We start from the raw sequence: 17,064 nt of genomic DNA, 5'->3' as shown, positions 1-17,064 counted from the left end.
CAGTGTGCCCGTTCGTCCCTGTTCGTCCGGTATTCGGGTCAGCGCAATGTCGGACCTGTCGGACCGGCCTGCCGGACGGGAAATCCTCCGTTCAGGCGGCCACCCGGTGGTGCTCGCCGGTCCGTTCGCGGGCCAGCATCGCGGCCAGCCGGCCGTCGGGCCGGTCCGCCAGTTCCGACCAGGGGCCGCGTTCGACCACCCGGCCGTCGTCCAGCACCAGCACCTCGTCGACGCTGCTGTCGTCGAGGCCGGCCAGCCGGTGGGTGATCAGCAGGGTGGTGCGGCCCTCGGTGGCGGCCAGCAGGTCGACGGTGAGGGCGTCGGCGGTGGCCACGTCGAGGTGTTCGGCGGGCTCGTCCAGCACCAGGACGGGGAAGTCGGCGAGCAGTGCGCGGGCCAGCGCGAGGCGCTGGCGCTGGCCGCCGGAGAGCCGGGCGCCGTGTTCGCCGACCATGGTGTCCAGGCCGTCGGGGAGGCCGTCCACCCAGTCGAGCAGGCGGGCCCGGGCGAGCGCGGCGCGCAGCTGCGTCTCGTCGGCGTCGGGGCGGGCCAGGCGGAGGTTCTCCCGCACCGAGCTGTCGAAGACGTGCGCGTCCTGCGCGCACAGGCCGATCACCCGGCGGACGTCCTCGCCCGCGAGCTCGCGGGTGTCCAGGGCGCCGGCGAGCCGCACGGAGCCGCCGGCCGGGTCGAGGAAGCGCAGCAGCACGTGCGCGAGCGTGGTCTTGCCGGAGCCGGACGGGCCGACCACCGCGACCCGCCGGCCGGGCCGCAGTTCCAGGTCGACGCCGCGCAGCGCGGCGCGCGCCGACCCCGGCCAGCGGGCCGTCAAGTCACTGACCACCACCGGAAGTTGGGTCTCGGGAAGCGGCGCGGGCGAGGCGGGTTCGGCCACCGGCAGCGGGGTGTCGAGCACCTCGTCGAGGCGTTCCCGGGAGGCCCGGGCACGTTCCCGGAAGCGCACCGCGGTGGGCATCCCGGCGACCGCCTCGAACGCGGCGAGCGGCGTCAGCACCACGACGGCCAGGCAGACGCCCGGCAGCGCGCCGGACGCGACGCCCCGCACGCCGACGGCCGCGGCGGCCACCACGGTGAGGCCGGAGACCAGCGCGACCAGGCCCGCGGAGAGCGCGCCGGACGCGGCGGAGCGCCCGGCCAGCCGGGTCAGCGCGGCGTCGGCGCCGCGGGTGGCGCGCAGCCGGTCCGGGAGGGCCCCGGCGACGGTCAGTTCGGCGGTGCCGGTCAGGGTGTCGAGGACGGCGGTGGCCAGTTCGCCCTTGGCGGGGGCGTGCCGGCGTTCGGTGCGGCCGGAGATCAGGCGTTCCAGCGCGGGGACGGCGGCCCCGGCGAGCAGCAGGCCGACGGCGAGCACCAGTCCGGCGAGCGGCAGGAACGCGGCGAGCGCGGCGGAGGCGGCCAGCGACACCACGGCGGCGGTCGCGGCGGGCAGCCGCCAGCGCAGGTGGAAGTCCTGCACGGCGTCCACGTCGGCGACCAGCCGGGACAGCAGGTCGCCGCGCCGGAACTGGGGGAGTCCGGCGGGGGCGAGCTGTTCGAGGCGGCGGTAGACGGCGGTGCGGATCCCGCCGAGGGCCTTCAGCACGGCGTCGTGCGAGACCAGCCGCTCGGCGTAGCGGAACACGCTGCGGCCGATGCCGAACGCCCGGACCGAGGTGACGGCCACCATCAGGTACAGCACGGGCGGCATCTGCGAGGCCCGGGAGATCAGCCAGCCGGAGGTGCCCATCAGTGCGACGGCGCAGCCGAGGGCGAGCGAGCCGAGCAGCACGGCGGGCCACAGCCGGGGCTTCGTGGCGGCGGCGGGCGCCGGCCCGGCCGTCGCGGTGTCCGCGGCGCGCGGCGCGGGCCCGGTCCCGGCGGGCCCCGGAGCGGGGAGCGCCGCAGGAGCGGGGCCGGCCGCCGCGCCGGGCAGCCGCACGTGGTGGTCGGCGAGGCCGATCAGCGCGGGCCGGTGGGTGATCAGCAGCACCGTCCGGTCGAGTCGGCCGAGGGTCTCCAGCAGCGCGGCCTCGGTGACGGGGTCGAGGTGCGCGGTGGGTTCGTCCAGTACCAGCAGCGGCCGGTCGGCGAGCAGCGCGCGGGCGAGGGCGAGGCGCTGGCGCTGGCCGGCGGACAGGCCGTGGCCGTTCTCGGCGAGCCGGGTGCCGGGGTCGGCGAAGTCGACCTGGGCGGCGGCGAGCGCGGCGGCGAGTTCGGTGTCGGTGGCGTCGGGCCGGGCGAGCCGGACGTTCTCGGCGACGGTGCCGGCGAACAGGTGGGGGTGCTGCGGGACCCAGGCGATCCGGGCGTGCCAGCTGGCGAGGTCGGTGTCGGCGAGCGGCTGGTCGCCGATCAGCACGTGTCCGGCATCCGGTCGGACGAAGCCGAGCAGGACGTTCACCAGGGTGGTCTTGCCGGCGCCACTGGGCCCGGTGACCACGGTGGTGCGCCCGGCGGGGACGACCAGCGACACGTCGTGCAGGGCGTCCTCGGCGCGGCCTTCGTGGCGGACCGTCAGGCCCTCGATCCGGATGTCGGCGCCGGCCACCGGCGGGGCGGGGCGGCGGCCGCCCTCGGGCAGCGGGGTCTCCAGCACCTCGAAGATCTTCCCGGCGGCGGCCAGGCCCTCGGCGCTGGAGTGGTAGAGCGCGCCGACCTGGCGCAGCGGCAGGTAGACCTCGGGGGCGAGGACCAGCACCAGCAGGCCGGTCTCCAGGTCGAGGGAGCCGCCCACCAGCCGGAAGCCGATGGAGACGGCGACCAGGGCGACGGAGAGGGTGGAGAGCAGTTCCAGCGCGAAGGAGGAGACGAAGGCGAGCCGCAGGGTGCGCATGGTGGCGCGGCGGTAGTCCTCGGTGATCCGGCCGATGGCGGCGGCCTGGGCCTTGGCGCGGCCGAAGACCTTGAGGGTGGGCAGTCCGGCGACCACGTCGAGGAAGTGGTGGGAGAGCCGGGACAGGCCGGCGAACTGGCGGTCGGTGCGGGCCTGGGTGGCGTAGCCGATGAGGATCATGAACAGCGGGATCAGCGGCAGCGTCACGCAGATGATCGCGGCGGACTCCCAGTCGGCGCCGAGGATCCGGGCGAGCACGACGAGGGGGACGACGACGGCGAGGGCCAGTTGCGGCAGGTAGCGGGCGAAGTAGTCGTCGAGGGCGTCGACGCCGCGGGTGGCGAGGGTGGCCAGGTCGCCGGTGCGGCGGCCGGTGAGGTAGCCGGGGCCGAGCGCGGTGGCGTGGTCGAGCAGTCGGCGGCGCAGCGTGGACTTGACGGTGGCGACCGAGCGGTGCGCGGTGAGTTCGGTCAGCCAGGCGACCAGCGCCCGGCCGAGGGTGACGGCGGCGAGGCCGAGCAGCGGCCCCCACAGCGGGGACTGGCCGCGCTGGAACGCGCGGACCACCAGGTCGGCGATCAGTGCGGCCTGCGCGACCAGCAGGGCCGCGCCCACCCCGCCGAGGATCACGGATCCGGCGAGGAAGGCGCGGGTGGTGCGGGCGTAGGCCAGCAGCCGCGGGTCGATCGGGCGCATCCGCTGCCGGCTGTCCATCAGAGGTCGCTCCTGGCTCAGTGGTGGGCGGCGGGAATGTTCTGGACGCCGATCCGGCGGCGGAAGACCCAGTACGTCCAGCCCTGGTAGAGCAGCACGAGCGGGGTGAAGACCAGCGCGACGACGGTCATCACCTTGAGCGTGTAGCCCGAGGACGAGGAGTTGGTGACGGTCAGCGACCAGTCCGGGTTCAGGGTGGACGGCATCACGTCGGGGAACAGCGACAGGAACAGCATGCCGACGGCGGCGACGATGGTCAGACCGCTGAAGCCGAACGCCCAGCCCTCGCGGCCGGCCTGGTTGGCGCCGAGCGCCGCGACCAGGGCGAGCACCGCGACGATCAGTGCGGCCAGGCTCCAGTGGTTGCCGGAGTCGATCTGGGTCCAGATCAGGAAGGCCGCCGCGAGCAGCGCCAGGACCAGGCCGAGCACGGTGGCCTGGACGCGGGCCCGGTGCCGGATGTCGCCGCTGGTCTTCAGGGCGGCGAACACCGCGCCGTGGAAGGTGAACAGCACCAGGGTGGTGAGTCCGCCGAGCAGCGCGTACGGGTTGAGCAGGTCCCAGAGGGTGCCGACGTAGTTCTTGTCCTGGTCGATGGCGACGCCGCGCACGATGTTGGCGAAGGCGACGCCCCACAGGAAGGACGGCAGCAGGGAGGTCCAGAAGATGGCGAGTTCCCAGTTGCGCTGCCAGCGCCGGCTCTCGCGCTGGTGCCGGTACTCGAAGGAGACGCCGCGGACGATCAGGCAGACCAGGATGGCCAGCAGCGGGATGAAGAAGCCGCTGAACAGGGTGGCGTACCAGTCGGGGAAGGCCGCGAAGGTGGCGCCGCCGGCGGTGAGCAGCCACACCTCGTTGCCGTCCCAGACCGGGCCGATGGTGTTGATCAGGACGCGGCGTTCGGCGGTGTTGCGGGCCAGCAGCCGGGTGAGGATGCCGATGCCGAAGTCGAAGCCTTCGAGGAAGAAGTATCCGATCCACAGGACGGCGATCAGGATGAACCAGAGGTCGTGCAGGTGCATGTGATCCGTCCTCAGTACGCGAAGGCGAGCGGCTGGTCGGCGTCCTCGTCGTCCGAGGGGCCGCGCAGGGTCGGGTCCTTGGCGGGCGGCTTCTCGTCGGTGTTCGGGCCGGCGGCGGCGTACTTGGTGAGCAGCCCGACCTCGATCACGGCGAGGATCGCGTACAGGGCGGTCAGGGTGACCAGGCCGAACACCTGGGTGCCGATGGTGACGTTGGGGGAGACCGCGTCCCGGGTGCGCATCAGGCCGAACACCACCCAGGGCTGGCGGCCCATCTCGGTGAAGATCCAGCCGAAGCTGTTGGCGAGCAGCGGGAAGCCCATGGTGAAGATGCCGATCCGCCAGCTCCACCGGGTGAAGAAGACGTTCATCTCACGGTTCTTGGTGAGCATCAGCTTCGGCGGCTCGTCCTCGCCGGTGCGGTGTTCGGGGGCCAGCCAGAACCTGCGGCGGGTGGTCCACAGGCCGATCAGCGCGGCGACGAAGGACGTCATGCCGAAGCCGATCATCAGCCGGAATCCCCAGTAGGTGACGAAGATGTTGGGGATGTAGTCGGTGGGCTGCCCGCCGTGCTGGGCGACCTCGGCGGCGGCGATGTCGTTGATGCCGGGCACTTCGGACGAGAAGTCGTTGTGCGCGAGGAAGGACAGTATTCCGGGGATCTCCAGGGCGACCGAGTTGTGGCCCTTGGAGACGTCGCCGACGGCGAACACCGAGAACGGGGCGGGGGCCTGGGTCTCCCAGAGGGCTTCGGCGGCGGCCATCTTCATCGGCTGCTGCTCGAACATCACCTTGCCGAGGGTGTCGCCGCTGATCGCGGTGCCGAGGCCGGCGACCACGGCGATGGCCAGGCCGACCCGGAGCGAGGTGCGCATCGCGGCGGTCTTGCGCTTGTCGGGCTGCTTGCCCTGCTTGGCGCGCCACAGGTGGAAGCTGGCGATGCCGACCACGAAGGCCGCGCCGGTGAGGAAGGCGGCGGTGAGCGTGTGGAAGACCTGCACCAGGGTGGTGTTCTGGGTCAGCACCCGGACGATGTCGGTGAGTTGGGCCTTGCCGGTGACGGGGTCGATCCGGTAGCCGACCGGGTGCTGCATCCAGGAGTTGGCGGCCAGGATGAAGTACGCGGACAGCGCCGTGCCGATCGCGACCATCCAGATGCAGGCGAGGTGGATCTTCTTCGGCAGCCTGTCCCAGCCGAAGATCCACAGGCCGATGAAGGTCGACTCGAAGAAGAAGGCGATCAGCGCCTCCATCGCCAGCGGGGCGCCGAACACGTCGCCGACGAAGCGGGAGTAGTCGGACCAGTTCATGCCGAACTGGAACTCCTGGACGATGCCGGTGACCACGCCCATGGCGATGTTGATCAGGAAGAGCTTGCCCCAGAACTTGGTGGCGTGGAAGTACTTCTCCTTGTCCGTGCGCACCCAGGCCGTCTGCAGACCGGCGACGATCGAGGCCAGGCTGATCGTCAGCGGGACGAAGAGGAAGTGGTAGACGGTGGTGATGCCGAACTGCCATCGCGAGATGGTCTCGTGAGCGACTGCTAGGTCCACTGCGCCCTCTCTCACAGGATGTGCATAACGGACAAAAAGCATATTTAGCACGGGGTCGTGCCGAACCTGCCCAAGCTTGTCCGCTTGCGAACGTGAACACGTTCACAAGAGCAGTATCCATGATGCTTATCAGTGCATTCGCACGGGGGGGGTGACTGCGACAGTCAGATGATCCGACGCCCGCTCGACCGCTCGCAAGCCGCCGCCGGGGACCCGTCGCTGTACCGAACGGCGCTTGACAGTGACCTCGCTGACTGGGCATCAGCCCAGGTCAGTGCTGGTGCGGCAGGCTCATCCTGAAGGCCGCGCCGTCGCCCGGGGCGGTGCGCAGGCTCAGCTCGCCGCCGTGCGCGGACACCAGCGCCGAGGCGATCGCCAGGCCCAGGCCCGCTCCCCCGCCCTCGCCGGCCCGGCGGGTTCGGGAGGCGTCCACCCGGTAGAAGCGTTCGAACACCAGTGCCGCCTGCTCCTCCGTCATGCCGGGGCCCAGGTCGGCCACCTCCAGCAGGCAGCTGCCGTCCACCCGGCCCACCCCGATCCGCACCGCGGTGCCCGGCGGGGTGTGCTTGACCGCGTTGCCCACCAGGTTGGTCACCACCTGGCGCAGCCGGGCCTCGTCGCCGAGCACCGGCGCGGGCTGCGGGGCGCCCTCGCCGTGCGGGCCGGTCAGCGACACCGGGCGGCCGGGGTCCAGCGCGGTCAGGTCGTGCAGGGCGTCGGCGGCCAGCGTCCGCAGGTCCATCGGGGCGAGGTTCAGCGGGCGTTCCTCGTCCAGCCGGGCCAGCATCAGCAGGTCCTCGACCAGGCCGCCCATCCGGACCGCCTCGGACTCGATCCGGTCCATCGCCCGGTCGACGTCGTCCAGCGCGCCCATCCGGTGCAGTTCGGCGAAGCCGCGGATGCCCGCCAGCGGGGTGCGCAGCTCGTGCGAGGCGTCGGCGACGAAGCGGCGCATCCGGCGTTCGGAGGCGGCCCGGTCGGCGAAGGCCGTCTCGATGTCGGTGAGCATCCGGTTCAGCGCCGCGGACAGCCGGCCCACCTCGGTGCGGGCGGGCAGCTCCGGCATCCGGTGCGACAGGTCGCCGTCGGCTATCCGCTGCGCGCCGGCCTCCAGTTGGCGCAGCGGCCGCAGCCCGGCCCGCACCGCGAGGGCCCCGAGGCCGGCCAGGCCCACCAGCAGCGCGCCGCCGATGGTGAAGAAGGTGGTGCGCAGGTGCTTGATGGTGGACTGCACGTCGTCCAGCGGCACCGCGACCTGCACGTACCGCGGCGAGCCGAAGTCGGTGGCGACGGTGCGCTGCAGCGGCAGCACCAGGGAGCGCCACTCGCTGCCGCGCGGCACCTTCGCGGTGAACGGCTCGGTCTCCCACCTGGCCAGCGCGGCGGCGGTCAGCACGGGCAGCTGCGGGGCCGGTTCGGAGTCGGTCAGCGGCTGGCGCAGCACCGACAGCACGGAGCCGTCCGCGGCCAGGTAGCGCACCACGTACTCGCTGGGCAGCGCCTGGCCGGTGCGGCGGCTCAGCGTCTGCGGGCTGAACACCGACACCGGGGGCTGCTGACGGGTCGGCGCGCGCCGCGACAGCGGCTCGGCGTAGCGCTCCAGCTGCTGGTCGGCCCGCTCGACCAGTTGGCCGCGGACGACGCCGAGGACCAGCGTGTCGCTGACCACCAGTCCGGTGGTGACCAGCAGCAGCGCCAGCACCAGCAGTCGGACCCGCAGCGAGAAGCGCGCCATCTCAGCTGTTCGGCGGGCGGCGCAGCGCGTAGCCGATGCCGCGCACGGTGTGGATCAGCTTGGGGCCGTGCGCCGGGCCGGAGTCGAGCTTGCGGCGCAGGTAGGAGATGTACGACTCGACAATGGACAGGTCGCCGCCGAAGTCGTACGCCCACACGTGGTCGAGGATCTGCGCCTTGGAGACCACCCGGCCGACGTTGGCCATCAGGTAGTGCAGCAGCTTGAACTCGGTGGGGGAGAGCGAGACCGGGACGCCGCCGCGGGTGACCTCGTGGGCGGTCGGGTCGAGGGTGAGGTCGGCCACCACCAGGCGGCCGTCGTCGGCGGGGCCGCCGGCCCGGCGCAGGATCGCCCGGATCCGGGCGATCAGCTCCTCCAGGCTGAACGGCTTGGTGACGTAGTCGTCGGCGCCGACGGCCAGGCCCTGGACCTTGTCGCCGGTGCCGTCCTTGGCGGTCAGGAACAGCACCGGGACGTGCTCGGGGCTGCCCGGCCACTGGGTCTGGTCGCGCAGCCGCTGGACGACGGTGAAGCCGTCCAGGTCGGGCAGCATCACGTCGAGCACCACCAGGTCGGGGCGCTCGGCGGCGACGGCGTCCAGCGCCTCCTGACCGGTGGCGGCGGACGCCACCCGGAAGCCGGAGAACCGCAGGCTGGCAGACAGCAGTTCGCGGATGTTGGGCTCGTCGTCGACCACCAGCAGGAAGGGTTCACCGCCTGCCGGGGTCGCCGCCGACGGGCTCGACTGCACTACGCCTGACACGATCTGCTCCGCCTCCCGGGCGAGGACGAAAGGGCCGGCCCGGGAGGTCTCCGGGACGGTCGGACGAGGTCTGTCGGGCGCACCCGACGGAACATCGTCAGACAGAACCCTAGCCCGGGCAGGCTACGCCAAATGAATGAAGATCGGCTCGATCAGCCGGTCGGGCCCGCACCGGTGCCGGCGCCGCCGCCCTGGCCGCCGCCGCGGCCGCCGAAGCCGCCCGCGCCGCCCTCGGTGAGCTGGGTGGCGCTGTAGGAGCCGTCGGCGCCCTTGCTGCCCGTCACCGTGACGCTCTGGCCGGGCTGGAGGTCGCCGACCTTGCCCTCCTTGGTGGTGGTGACCTTGGTGGAGTCGCCGGTGGTGACCTTGACGGTGTTCCCGTTGGCGTCGGTCAGGTAGACGGTGTCGCCGTCCACCGACTTGACGGTGCCGCGGGTGAAACCGCCGCCGCCGGGGAACTGGCCGCCGCCCTGCTGGCCGTTCTGACCGCCGCCGTAGCCGCCCTGGCCGGTGCCGCGGCGGCCACTCTGCTGGCCGTTCTGCCCGCCGGGGTACTGGCCGCCGGAGGCGCGGGTGCCGCCGTTGGTCGGCCCGTTGTCCTTCTGGTACCAGACGCCGCCCGCGAAGGACAGCACGGCGATCAGGCCGCCGGCCAGCGCCAGGGTGGGCCAGGGGAGCTTGCGGCGGGGCGGCGCGGCCAGCTCGGCGGTGATGTCGCGGGCGTCCGGCGCGGTGGCCAGCAGCTCCTGCTCGTCCGACATGAAAGGGCTCCTTCTACTCGTGCCGGAGGGCGTCGATGGGGCGCAGCGAGGCGGCCCGGTTGGCGGGGTAGCTGCCGAAGAACAGGCCGATGGCGACGGCGATGGCGAACGCGCCGAGCACCGACTCGGGGATGACCACGGGTTTGATGCCGACCACCGAGAAGTGCGTGCCGACGATTCCGGCGAGCACGCCGAGGCCGGCGCCGATCACGGACAGCAGGGTGGACTCGGCGAGGAACTGGCCGAGGATGACGGCGCGGGGCGCGCCGAGCGCCTTGCGGATGCCGATCTCCCTGGTCCGCTCGGTGACGGTGACCAGCATGATGTTGGTGATGCCGATGCCGCCGACCAGCAGCGAGATCGCGGCGACCGCGCCGAGCAGCACCGTGAAGGTCCTGGTGGTGGACTCGCGGGCGCTGAGCAGCGAGGTCTGGTTGCTGATCCGGAAGTCGACCTTGGCGGGGTCCTTGAGGGCGTGGGTGCCCATCAGGATCCGGGTGATGTCGGACTGCGCCTCGGTGGTGGTGTCGGCGGAGGACGCCTGCACCAGGATCTGGTTGACCGAGCCGAAGCCGGTGAACGCGTTCTGCACGGTCGGCAGCGGGGCGATCACCACGTCGTCGGGGTCGTTGAAGCCGGTGGAGCCCTTGGCGGTGAGCACGCCGGTGACGGTGAACGGGGTGCCGCCGATGGTGATCCTCTTGCCGATCGGGTCCTCGGCGGCGAACAGCTCCTTGGCGGTGGTCGAACCGAGCACGGCGACCTTGCGGGAGTTGAGCACGTCGTCGGCGGAGAAGTAGTCGCCCTCGGCGATCTTCTGGTTGGCGGTCTCGAAGTACGCCGGGTAGGTGCCGACGATCTGGCCGGGCTGGTACGAGATGTTGCCGTACAGCGCGGTGCCGCTGGTGGTGACCACCGGGGCGACGGACTTGACGGCCGGGGCGTCGGTGGCCGAGGCGAGTGCCTTGGCGTCCTCCACGGTGAGCTTCTTGGCGGCGGTGGCGGAGCCGCGGGAGGCCGCGGAGGAGACGGTCAGCGAGTTGGTGCCGAGCGAGGTGATGGACTCCTTCACCGCCACCGAGGAGCCGTTGCCGACGGCGAGCAGCAGGATCACCGAGGCGACGCCGATCAGCACGCCGAGCATGGTGAGGGCGGAGCGGACCTTGTTGGCGGCCAGGCCGCCGACCGCGAAGCGGATCATCTGCCAGGCGATCACGCGACCACCTCCGCGGCCAGGGCCGGGGGCGGTGCGTCGACCGGGGCCTGCCGGACGTCGGAGACGATCGCGCCGTCGACCAGCCGGACGACCCGCTTGGCGTGCCGGGCCACCTCGTCCTCGTGGGTGATCATCACGACGGTGCGGCCGCGCGCGTTGAGGCCGTCGATGAGGCCCAGCACCTCCTCGGTGGAGCGGCTGTCGAGGTTGCCGGTGGGCTCGTCGGCGAGCAGCATCGCGGGGGCGGTGACCAGGGCGCGGGCCACCGCGACGCGCTGCTGCTGGCCGCCGGAGAGCTGGTTGGGCTTGTGGCCGGCCCGGTCGGCGAGGCCGACCAGGGTGAGCGCGGCCATCGCCCGGCGGCGGCGTTCGGCGGCCCGGACGCCCGCGTAGGCGAGCGGCAGTTCGACCTGGGCGAGCGCGGTGGTGCGCGGGACCAGGTTGAACGACTGGAACACGAAGCCGATCCTGCGGTTGCGCACCAGGGCAAGCTGGCCCTCGTCGAGGTGGCCGACGTCGGTGCCGTCCAGCAGGTAGCGGCCGGCGGTGGGCACGTCCAGGCAGCCGAGGATGTTCATCAGGGTGGACTTGCCGGAACCGGAGGAGCCCATCACGGCCACGTAGTCGCCCTCGGCGACGTCCAGGTCGACGCCGTGCGGAGTGCCGTCCGGGCCGTCGGGGCCGCGCAGGGCGTGCACGACGGCGTCGCCGTGGCCGTAGGACTTGGTGACCCGGCGGATCTGGATCACCGGGGGCTTGCCGGCGCTCATCCGCGCGAACCCCCGCCGCCGTTGCCGCCGCCGCTGCGGCTGCCGCCGGTGCCGCCACCGCCGAAGCCGCCCGCCGCACCGCCGCCCAGGCCGCCGGCGCCGCCCGTGCCGGGGAACTGGCCGGACGGGAAGCCGTTGCCGGTGCCCGCGGTGGTGGCGGTCAGTTCGACCTTCTCGCCCTCGGTGAGGCCGTCGGTGACCTGCGCGGTGGTGTCGCCCTCGATGCCGACGCCCACCTGCACGCGTTCGGTGCTGCCGTCCTCGTGCACCACGGTCGCGGTGCGGGTGGAGCCGGTGCCCTGGAGGGCCGCGGTGGGCACCGACAGGGCGTTCTCGGCGGAGCCGGTGACCACCGAGATGGTGGCGCTCAGCCCGGTGCGCAGCGCGGAGGTGTCGCCGCCGATCTGCAGCGTCGCGCCGTACTGCACGGCGCCGTTGGTGGAGCTGGACGGCAGCGAGCTGACCGAGAGCACGGTGGCGTCGAGCTTGGTGTCGGACTGCGCGTTCAGGGTGACGGTGGCGGTCTGGCCCTTCTTCAGCTTCAGCGAGTCCAGCTCGGAGAAGTTCGCGGTGACCTCCATCCCGGAGGGGTTGGTCAGCACGATGAACCCGGTCGGGGTGGTGCTCGAACTGCCGCTTCCGGTAATGGACTTGGCGGCCGTCGAGGAGCCGCTGCCGGAGCCGGACGATCCGCTGCCGGAGCCGGAGACGGTGTCGCCGGCCTTGGCGGAGACCGAGGCGACGGTGCCGTCGGTGGTGGCGGTCAGGGTGGTGCCGGTCAGTGCGGCCTTGGCGTTGGTCAGCGTGGTCTGCGCGTTGTCGACCTGCTGCTGGGCCTGGGCGACCTGCGCCTGGTCGACCTTCACGGTGGTCGTGGTGGTCGGCTGCGGGGTGCTCGCGGCGGCGGACCCGCCGGAGCTGCCGCGGCTGCCCGAACCTCCTCCGGCCGAACCGCCGCTGCCCGAACCGCCGCTGCCGGAGCCCGAGTTGGACGAGCCGGGGACGGTCGTGGTGACCGTCTCGCCGGCCTCGGCCTTGTTCAGGTTGGCCTGGGCGGCGGTCAGCGCGGACTGCGCCTGGTCGACCTGCTGCTGGGCGGTGGTGGTGTCGACGGTGGCGAGCACCTGGCCCTTCTTCACCGTGTCGCCGACCGCGACCTTCACGGCGGTCAGCCGGCCGCCGGTGGTGAAGTCCTGCCCGGCGTCGGAGGGCGAGAACAGCGTGCCCGATCCGGACACGGTGGCCTGGACCGTGCCCTTGGCGACCGTGGCCGTACGGACCTTGGAGCCGGTGGCGGCCTTGCCGGTCCCGCCGTCCAGGGTGGTGTACGCCAGCGCGGCCCCGCCCAGCAGGGCCACGCCGAGCGCGGAGTTGACGAGGACGGCACCACGCCGTCGCGGAAGCACCTTCATGGCGCAGAAGCATCGCCTTGGGCTCTTGCGCCGCCCTGTGCGGATGCTGGACGCCCGCTGGGACCAGCGATCCGGACGAATCGGCACGCACCGCCCGCCGGTGGGCCGCCGCAAAACCGGCGGACCACCAGCTCTTGACCGGGCTCCCAGAATCCTCCCAGCGAAGTCCCGTCGCGGGTTCACCCGCCCGGTGCGCCAGTCGGTGCGTCAGTCGGCGCGTCAGTCGGCGCGTCAGTCGGCGCGTCAGTCGGCGCGTCAGTCGGCGCGTCAGTCGGCGCGTCAGTCGGTGCGTCAGTCGGTGCGTCAGTCGGCGCGTCAGTCGGTCAGCTTCCCGGCGAAGTGGTCGAGGTAGGCCTGCATGTCGAAGTTCCCGTGCCCGGAGAGCGCGAACACGATCGCCTTCGACTCGCCGGACTCCCGGCAGGCCAGCGCCTCGTCGATCGCCACCCGCACCGCGTGGGTGGACTCCGGGGCGGGGACGATGCCCTCGGTGCGGGCGAAGGTCACGCCGGCCTCGAAGCAGGCGGTCTGCGGCACCGCGACCGCCTCCACCAGGCCGAGCTCCTTGAGGTGGCTGACGATCGGCGACATGCCGTGGTAGCGCAGCCCGCCGGCGTGCATCGCGGGCGGGGTGAAGGCGTGCCCGAGGGTGTGCATCTTCAGCAGCGGGGTGGTGCCGGCGCTGTCGCCGAAGTCGTACTCGTAGCGGCCCTGCGTCAGGGTGGGGCAGGACGCGGGCTCCACGGCGACCGCCCGGACGGCCCGGCGGCCCGCCAACTGCTCGCCGAGGAACGGGAAGGCGAGCCCGCCGAAGTTGGAGCCGCCGCCGGCCGCGCCGATCACCACGTCCGGGTAGTCGTCGATCCGGGCGAACTGGGCGATCGCCTCCTGCCCGATCACGGTCTGGTGCAGCAGCACGTGGTTCAGCACCGAGCCGAGCGCGTACTTGGCGCTGCCCCCGGCGGCCGCCAGGGACTCCACGGCCTCGGCGATCGCCAGCCCGAGGCTGCCGGGCGTCGCCGGGTCCTCGGCGAGCGCGGCCCGGCCGGCGGCGGTCAGTTCGGACGGGGAGGCGTGCACCCGGGCGCCGTAGGTCTCCATCAGGGCCCGCCGGTAGGGCTTCTGGTCGTAGGAGACCCGGACCATGAAGACCTCGCAGTCCAGCTCCAGGAACGAGCAGGCCAGGCCGAGCGCGCTGCCCCACTGCCCGGCGCCGGTCTCGGTGATCAGCCGGGTCACGCCGGCCCGCTTGTTGTAGTACGCCTGCGCGAGCGCGGTGTTGAGCTTGTGCGAGCCGGTCGGGTTGCCGCCCTCGTACTTGTAGTAGATCCGGGCGGGGGTGCCGAGGGCGCGCTCCAGGCGTTCGGCGCGGACCAGCGGGGCGGGGCGCCAGCGGCGGTACAGGTCGAGGACCGCGCCGGGGATGTCGACCTCGCGGGGGCCGCCGAGTTCCTGGGCGGCGAGTTCGGCGGGGAACAGCGGGGCGAGGTCCTCCGCGGTGACCGGTTCCTTGGTGCCGGGGTGCAGCATCGGCGGGACCGGCTCGGGCAGGTCCGGAAGGATGTTGTACCAGGTGGTGGGCGTGGAATCGGTGTGCTGGCTCAACGGGCTCTCCCCTGCGGTGCGATCGCTGCCGCGGGAGTCCTTCCACGCCGAGGGGGCGGGCAACCGTGCTGCCCGCCCCCCTTCTTGACGCAGTGTCAGATCTCCTTGCGGAACGCCTCCGCGGCGCCCAGGAACAGGTCGTTGCCCTGCACCTCGCCGATCGAGACGCGCACGCCCTCGCCGGGGAACGGGCGGACCACCACGCCGGCCTCGGCGCACGCGGCGGCGAAGTCCAGGGTGCGCTCGCCGAGCCGCAGCCAGACGAAGTTGGCCTCGGAGGGGACCACCGTCCAGCCCTGGGCGCGCAGCGCCGCGGTCACCCGGGTGCGCTCGCCGACCAGCGCCTCGACCCGCTCCAGCAGGGCGTCCTCGGCACGCAGCGAGGCGACCGCGGCGTCCTGGGCGAGCTGGCTGACGCCGAACGGGACGGCGGTCTTGCGCAGCGCGGTGGCCACCTGCTCGTGGCCGACGGCGAAGCCGACCCGCAGGCCGGCCAGGCCGTACGCCTTGGAGAAGGTGCGCAGCACGCAGACGTTGGGGCGGTCGCGGTACAGCTCGATGCCGTCCGGGACGTCCTCGTCGCGGATGAACTCGCGGTAGGCCTCGTCGAGGACGATCAGGATGTGCGACGGCACGGCGTCCAGGAAGCGGACGAGTTCCTCGCGGTGCAGGGCGGCGCCGGTCGGGTTGTTGGGGTTGCAGACGAAGATCAGCCGGGTCCGGTCGGTGATCGCGGCGAGCATCGCGTCGAGGTCGTGGGCCTCGTCGGCGGTGAGCGGGACGGGCACCGGGGTGGCGCCGGCGATCTGGGTGATGATCGGGTAGGCCTCGAACGAGCGCCAGGCGAACATCACTTCGTCGCCCTCGCCGGCGGTGGCGAGCACCAGGGACTGCGCGACGCCGACCGAGCCGGTGCCGGTGGCGATGTGCTCGGCGGGGACGCCGAAGCGCTGCGCGAGTTCGGCGGTGAGCGCGCCGACCCCCATGTCCGGGTAGCGGTTGAAGTCGCCGGCGGCGGCGACCGCGGCCTCCAGCACGCCGGGCAGCGGCGGGTAGGGGTTCTCGTTGGAGGAGAGCTTGTAGGAGTCCGCGCCGGCGGGCTTCCCGGGCTTGTAGCTGGGGATGTCGTCCAGGCTCGGCCGCAGGCGCGGGCCGTGCTCACGCTGAACCACGGGGTTCTCCGTTTCTCTTCATCGGCGGCGGGTGCCGATCGGAACCCGGTCGGGTGCCGTGAACGATACCGACCGCCCCTCACCCGTGCGGGTGAGATGCTCGTCCGGGTTACGGGTGCAGATCAGTCATTCTGCCGGGTTCCTTTGGCACATGTCAGAGGTAATGAGCCTGGAAAACCGCAGCTGTCGAAGGGTGCACCGGCAGGACGTCCATGGAGAAACGTATCTTCGACGTTCAGTAGCGAACCGGTCACAGAACGCCGCGATGCGCCATACGATCGGTCCGCCATGACAGCAGCAGCCAATCAGAACGGTCGCCGAGCCACCGCCTCACGGCGCCTGGAACGGGCAGGCATCCGGGACGTCGCGGCGGCCGCCGGAGTCTCCATCACCACGGTCTCGGACGCCCTCAACGGCAAGGGTCGCCTCCCCGACGAGACCCGCAGCCGGGTGCGCGAGGTCGCCGAGCGCCTCGGCTACCGGCCGTCCGCCGCCGCGCGGACGTTGCGCACCGGCCGGTCCGGCCTGATCGGACTGACCGTCACCACGTACGGCGAAGAGCCGTTCACCTTCACCGAGTTCGCCTACTTCGCGGAGATGGCGCGGGCCGCCACCAGCGCCGCGCTGGGCCGCGGGTACGCCCTGGTGGTGCTGCCCGCGTCGTCCCGGCACGACGTGTGGAGCAACATCGCGCTGGACGGCACGGTGGTGATCGATCCGCCCGACCAGGACCCGCTGGTGACCGAGCTGTACCGGTCCGGTGTGCCGGTGGTCTCCGACGGCAAACCGGGCAACTGCCCGGTCACCGCCTGGGTGGACAACGACCACGAGGCGGCGGTGCTCGGCATCCTGGAGCACCTGAGCGAGGCCGGCGCCCGCCGGATCGGCCTGCTCACCGGCACCTCCACCGACACCTACACCCGGCTCTCCACCGAGGCGTACCTCGCCTGGTGCGACCGGGTCGGCCAGGAGCCGGTGTACGAGGCGTACCCGGCCCACGACCCGGCCGCCGGGGCGGTCGCCGCCGACCGGCTGCTGGCCCGCCCGGACCGGCCCGACGCGGTGTACGGGCTGTTCGACCCGAACGGCACCGACCTGCTGGCCGCCGCCCGCCGCTACGGCCTGCGGGTCCCCGACGACCTTCTGCTGGTGTGCTGTTCGGAGTCCGACGTGTACGCCAACACCGAACCTCCCATCACCACACTGTCGCTGAAACCCCGTCGGATCGGCACCACGGTGGTCAACCTGTTGATCGACGCGATCGAAGGAGTCGACGCGGGGTCGGGATCGGTGCCCGGGCGGCTGTTCCCGCCGCGCTACCGCACCGCGGGGACGGGCCCGCCGCCCGGCACCCTGATGCCCACCGAACTGATCGTGCGGGCCTCCTCGCAGCGCCGCAGCCCGCGCACCACGGTCAGTCCGCCCCGTCCGCCGGGCGAGGTGTGAGCGTGTGCCGCCCGTGCCCGCCACTGGTCCGGACCACCTCGGACCGGGGCAGACCGGGCGGC

General features: G+C 72.7%; 12 protein-coding genes and 1 pseudogene. 1 reads left to right on the top strand and 12 read right to left on the bottom strand.

Annotated elements, in window-relative coordinates; all coding sequences use genetic code 11:
* Positions 1-91: 91 nt before the first annotated feature.
* The 12 genes and pseudogenes from cydD to hisC all read right to left on the bottom strand — a co-directional run bounded on the left by cydD (position 92) and on the right by hisC (position 15,556).
* Positions 92-3,529 carry a thiol reductant ABC exporter subunit CydD gene (cydD, locus tag ACFV4P_RS24775; protein ID WP_380474938.1) on the bottom strand — a complete coding sequence of 1,146 codons (3,438 nt, stop codon included), beginning with the start codon at positions 3,527-3,529 and terminating at the stop codon, positions 92-94.
* Between the two features lie 35 nt (positions 3,530-3,564).
* Positions 3,565-4,569, bottom strand: a complete 1,005-nt coding sequence (gene cydB / locus ACFV4P_RS24770; RefSeq protein ID WP_073818015.1) for a cytochrome d ubiquinol oxidase subunit II — start codon at positions 4,567-4,569, stop codon at positions 3,565-3,567.
* 11 nt (positions 4,570-4,580) lie between these two features.
* Positions 4,581-6,122, bottom strand: coding sequence for a cytochrome ubiquinol oxidase subunit I (locus ACFV4P_RS24765; RefSeq protein WP_380474594.1), 1,542 nt, complete (start codon positions 6,120-6,122; stop codon positions 4,581-4,583).
* A gap of 271 nt (positions 6,123-6,393) precedes the next feature.
* Entirely contained in the window at positions 6,394-7,857 is a 1,464-nt protein-coding gene (locus ACFV4P_RS24760; protein WP_380474592.1) for a sensor histidine kinase, read from the bottom strand.
* 1 nt (position 7,858) lies between these two features.
* On the bottom strand, positions 7,859-8,620 hold the full coding sequence (locus ACFV4P_RS24755; RefSeq protein WP_380474590.1) for a response regulator transcription factor: 762 nt from the start codon (positions 8,618-8,620) through the stop codon (positions 7,859-7,861).
* Between the two features lie 152 nt (positions 8,621-8,772).
* Positions 8,773-9,381, bottom strand: coding sequence for a hypothetical protein (locus ACFV4P_RS24750; RefSeq protein WP_380474588.1), 609 nt, complete (start codon positions 9,379-9,381; stop codon positions 8,773-8,775).
* 13 nt (positions 9,382-9,394) lie between these two features.
* Positions 9,395-10,597, bottom strand: a complete 1,203-nt coding sequence (locus tag ACFV4P_RS24745) for an ABC transporter permease (protein WP_380474586.1) — start codon at positions 10,595-10,597, stop codon at positions 9,395-9,397.
* Positions 10,594-11,367 (bottom strand): ABC transporter ATP-binding protein, encoded by a 774-nt coding sequence (locus ACFV4P_RS24740; RefSeq protein WP_380474584.1) that lies wholly within the window; start codon positions 11,365-11,367, stop codon positions 10,594-10,596. The genes ACFV4P_RS24745 and ACFV4P_RS24740 overlap by 4 nt, the downstream gene beginning before the upstream one ends.
* Positions 11,364-12,779, bottom strand: coding sequence for an efflux RND transporter periplasmic adaptor subunit (locus ACFV4P_RS24735; protein ID WP_380474582.1), 1,416 nt, complete (start codon positions 12,777-12,779; stop codon positions 11,364-11,366). Before ACFV4P_RS24735 ends, ACFV4P_RS24740 begins: the two co-directional genes overlap by 4 nt.
* 179 nt (positions 12,780-12,958) lie before the next feature.
* Positions 12,959-13,078: pseudogene (locus ACFV4P_RS24730) on the bottom strand (PT domain-containing protein); the annotation flags it as partial.
* Between the two features lie 16 nt (positions 13,079-13,094).
* Positions 13,095-14,384 carry a TrpB-like pyridoxal phosphate-dependent enzyme gene (locus tag ACFV4P_RS24725; RefSeq protein ID WP_380474580.1) on the bottom strand — a complete coding sequence of 430 codons (1,290 nt, stop codon included), beginning with the start codon at positions 14,382-14,384 and terminating at the stop codon, positions 13,095-13,097.
* Positions 14,385-14,479: 95 nt separating this feature from the next.
* A complete protein-coding gene (gene hisC / locus ACFV4P_RS24720) occupies positions 14,480-15,556 on the bottom strand; it encodes a histidinol-phosphate transaminase (RefSeq protein ID WP_380474578.1) in 1,077 nt (358 codons plus the stop codon).
* 288 nt (positions 15,557-15,844) lie between these two features.
* On the opposite strand from hisC, the gene ACFV4P_RS24715 reads away from it, so the two are divergent.
* Entirely contained in the window at positions 15,845-17,002 is a 1,158-nt protein-coding gene (locus ACFV4P_RS24715) for a LacI family DNA-binding transcriptional regulator (protein ID WP_073818037.1), read from the top strand.
* The last annotated feature ends 62 nt before the right edge of the window (positions 17,003-17,064 follow it).

It is taken from the genome of Kitasatospora sp. NPDC059795 (assembly GCF_042732175.1).
In the GTDB taxonomy this organism is placed as follows: domain Bacteria; phylum Actinomycetota; class Actinomycetes; order Streptomycetales; family Streptomycetaceae; genus Kitasatospora.
Note: the sequence above shows the minus strand (reverse complement) of the source record. Positions and strands in the feature narration are given on the sequence as shown.

Bases quoted from the DNA above. Each gene is read 5' to 3' on its own strand.
- ACFV4P_RS24750 (WP_380474588.1), bottom strand. From the start codon at position 9,381: ATGTCGGACGAGCAGGAGCTGCTGGCCACCGCGCCGGACGCCCGCGAC.
- ACFV4P_RS24740 (WP_380474584.1), bottom strand. From the start codon at position 11,367: ATGAGCGCCGGCAAGCCCCCGGTGATCCAGATCCGCCGGGTCACCAAG.
- ACFV4P_RS24735 (WP_380474582.1), bottom strand. From the start codon at position 12,779: ATGAAGGTGCTTCCGCGACGGCGTGGTGCCGTCCTCGTCAACTCCGCG.
- cydD (WP_380474938.1), bottom strand. From the start codon at position 3,529: ATGCGCCCGATCGACCCGCGGCTGCTGGCCTACGCCCGCACCACCCGC.
- ACFV4P_RS24715 (WP_073818037.1), top strand. From the start codon at position 15,845: ATGACAGCAGCAGCCAATCAGAACGGTCGCCGAGCCACCGCCTCACGG.
- ACFV4P_RS24760 (WP_380474592.1), bottom strand. From the start codon at position 7,857: ATGGCGCGCTTCTCGCTGCGGGTCCGACTGCTGGTGCTGGCGCTGCTG.
- cydB (WP_073818015.1), bottom strand. From the start codon at position 4,569: ATGCACCTGCACGACCTCTGGTTCATCCTGATCGCCGTCCTGTGGATC.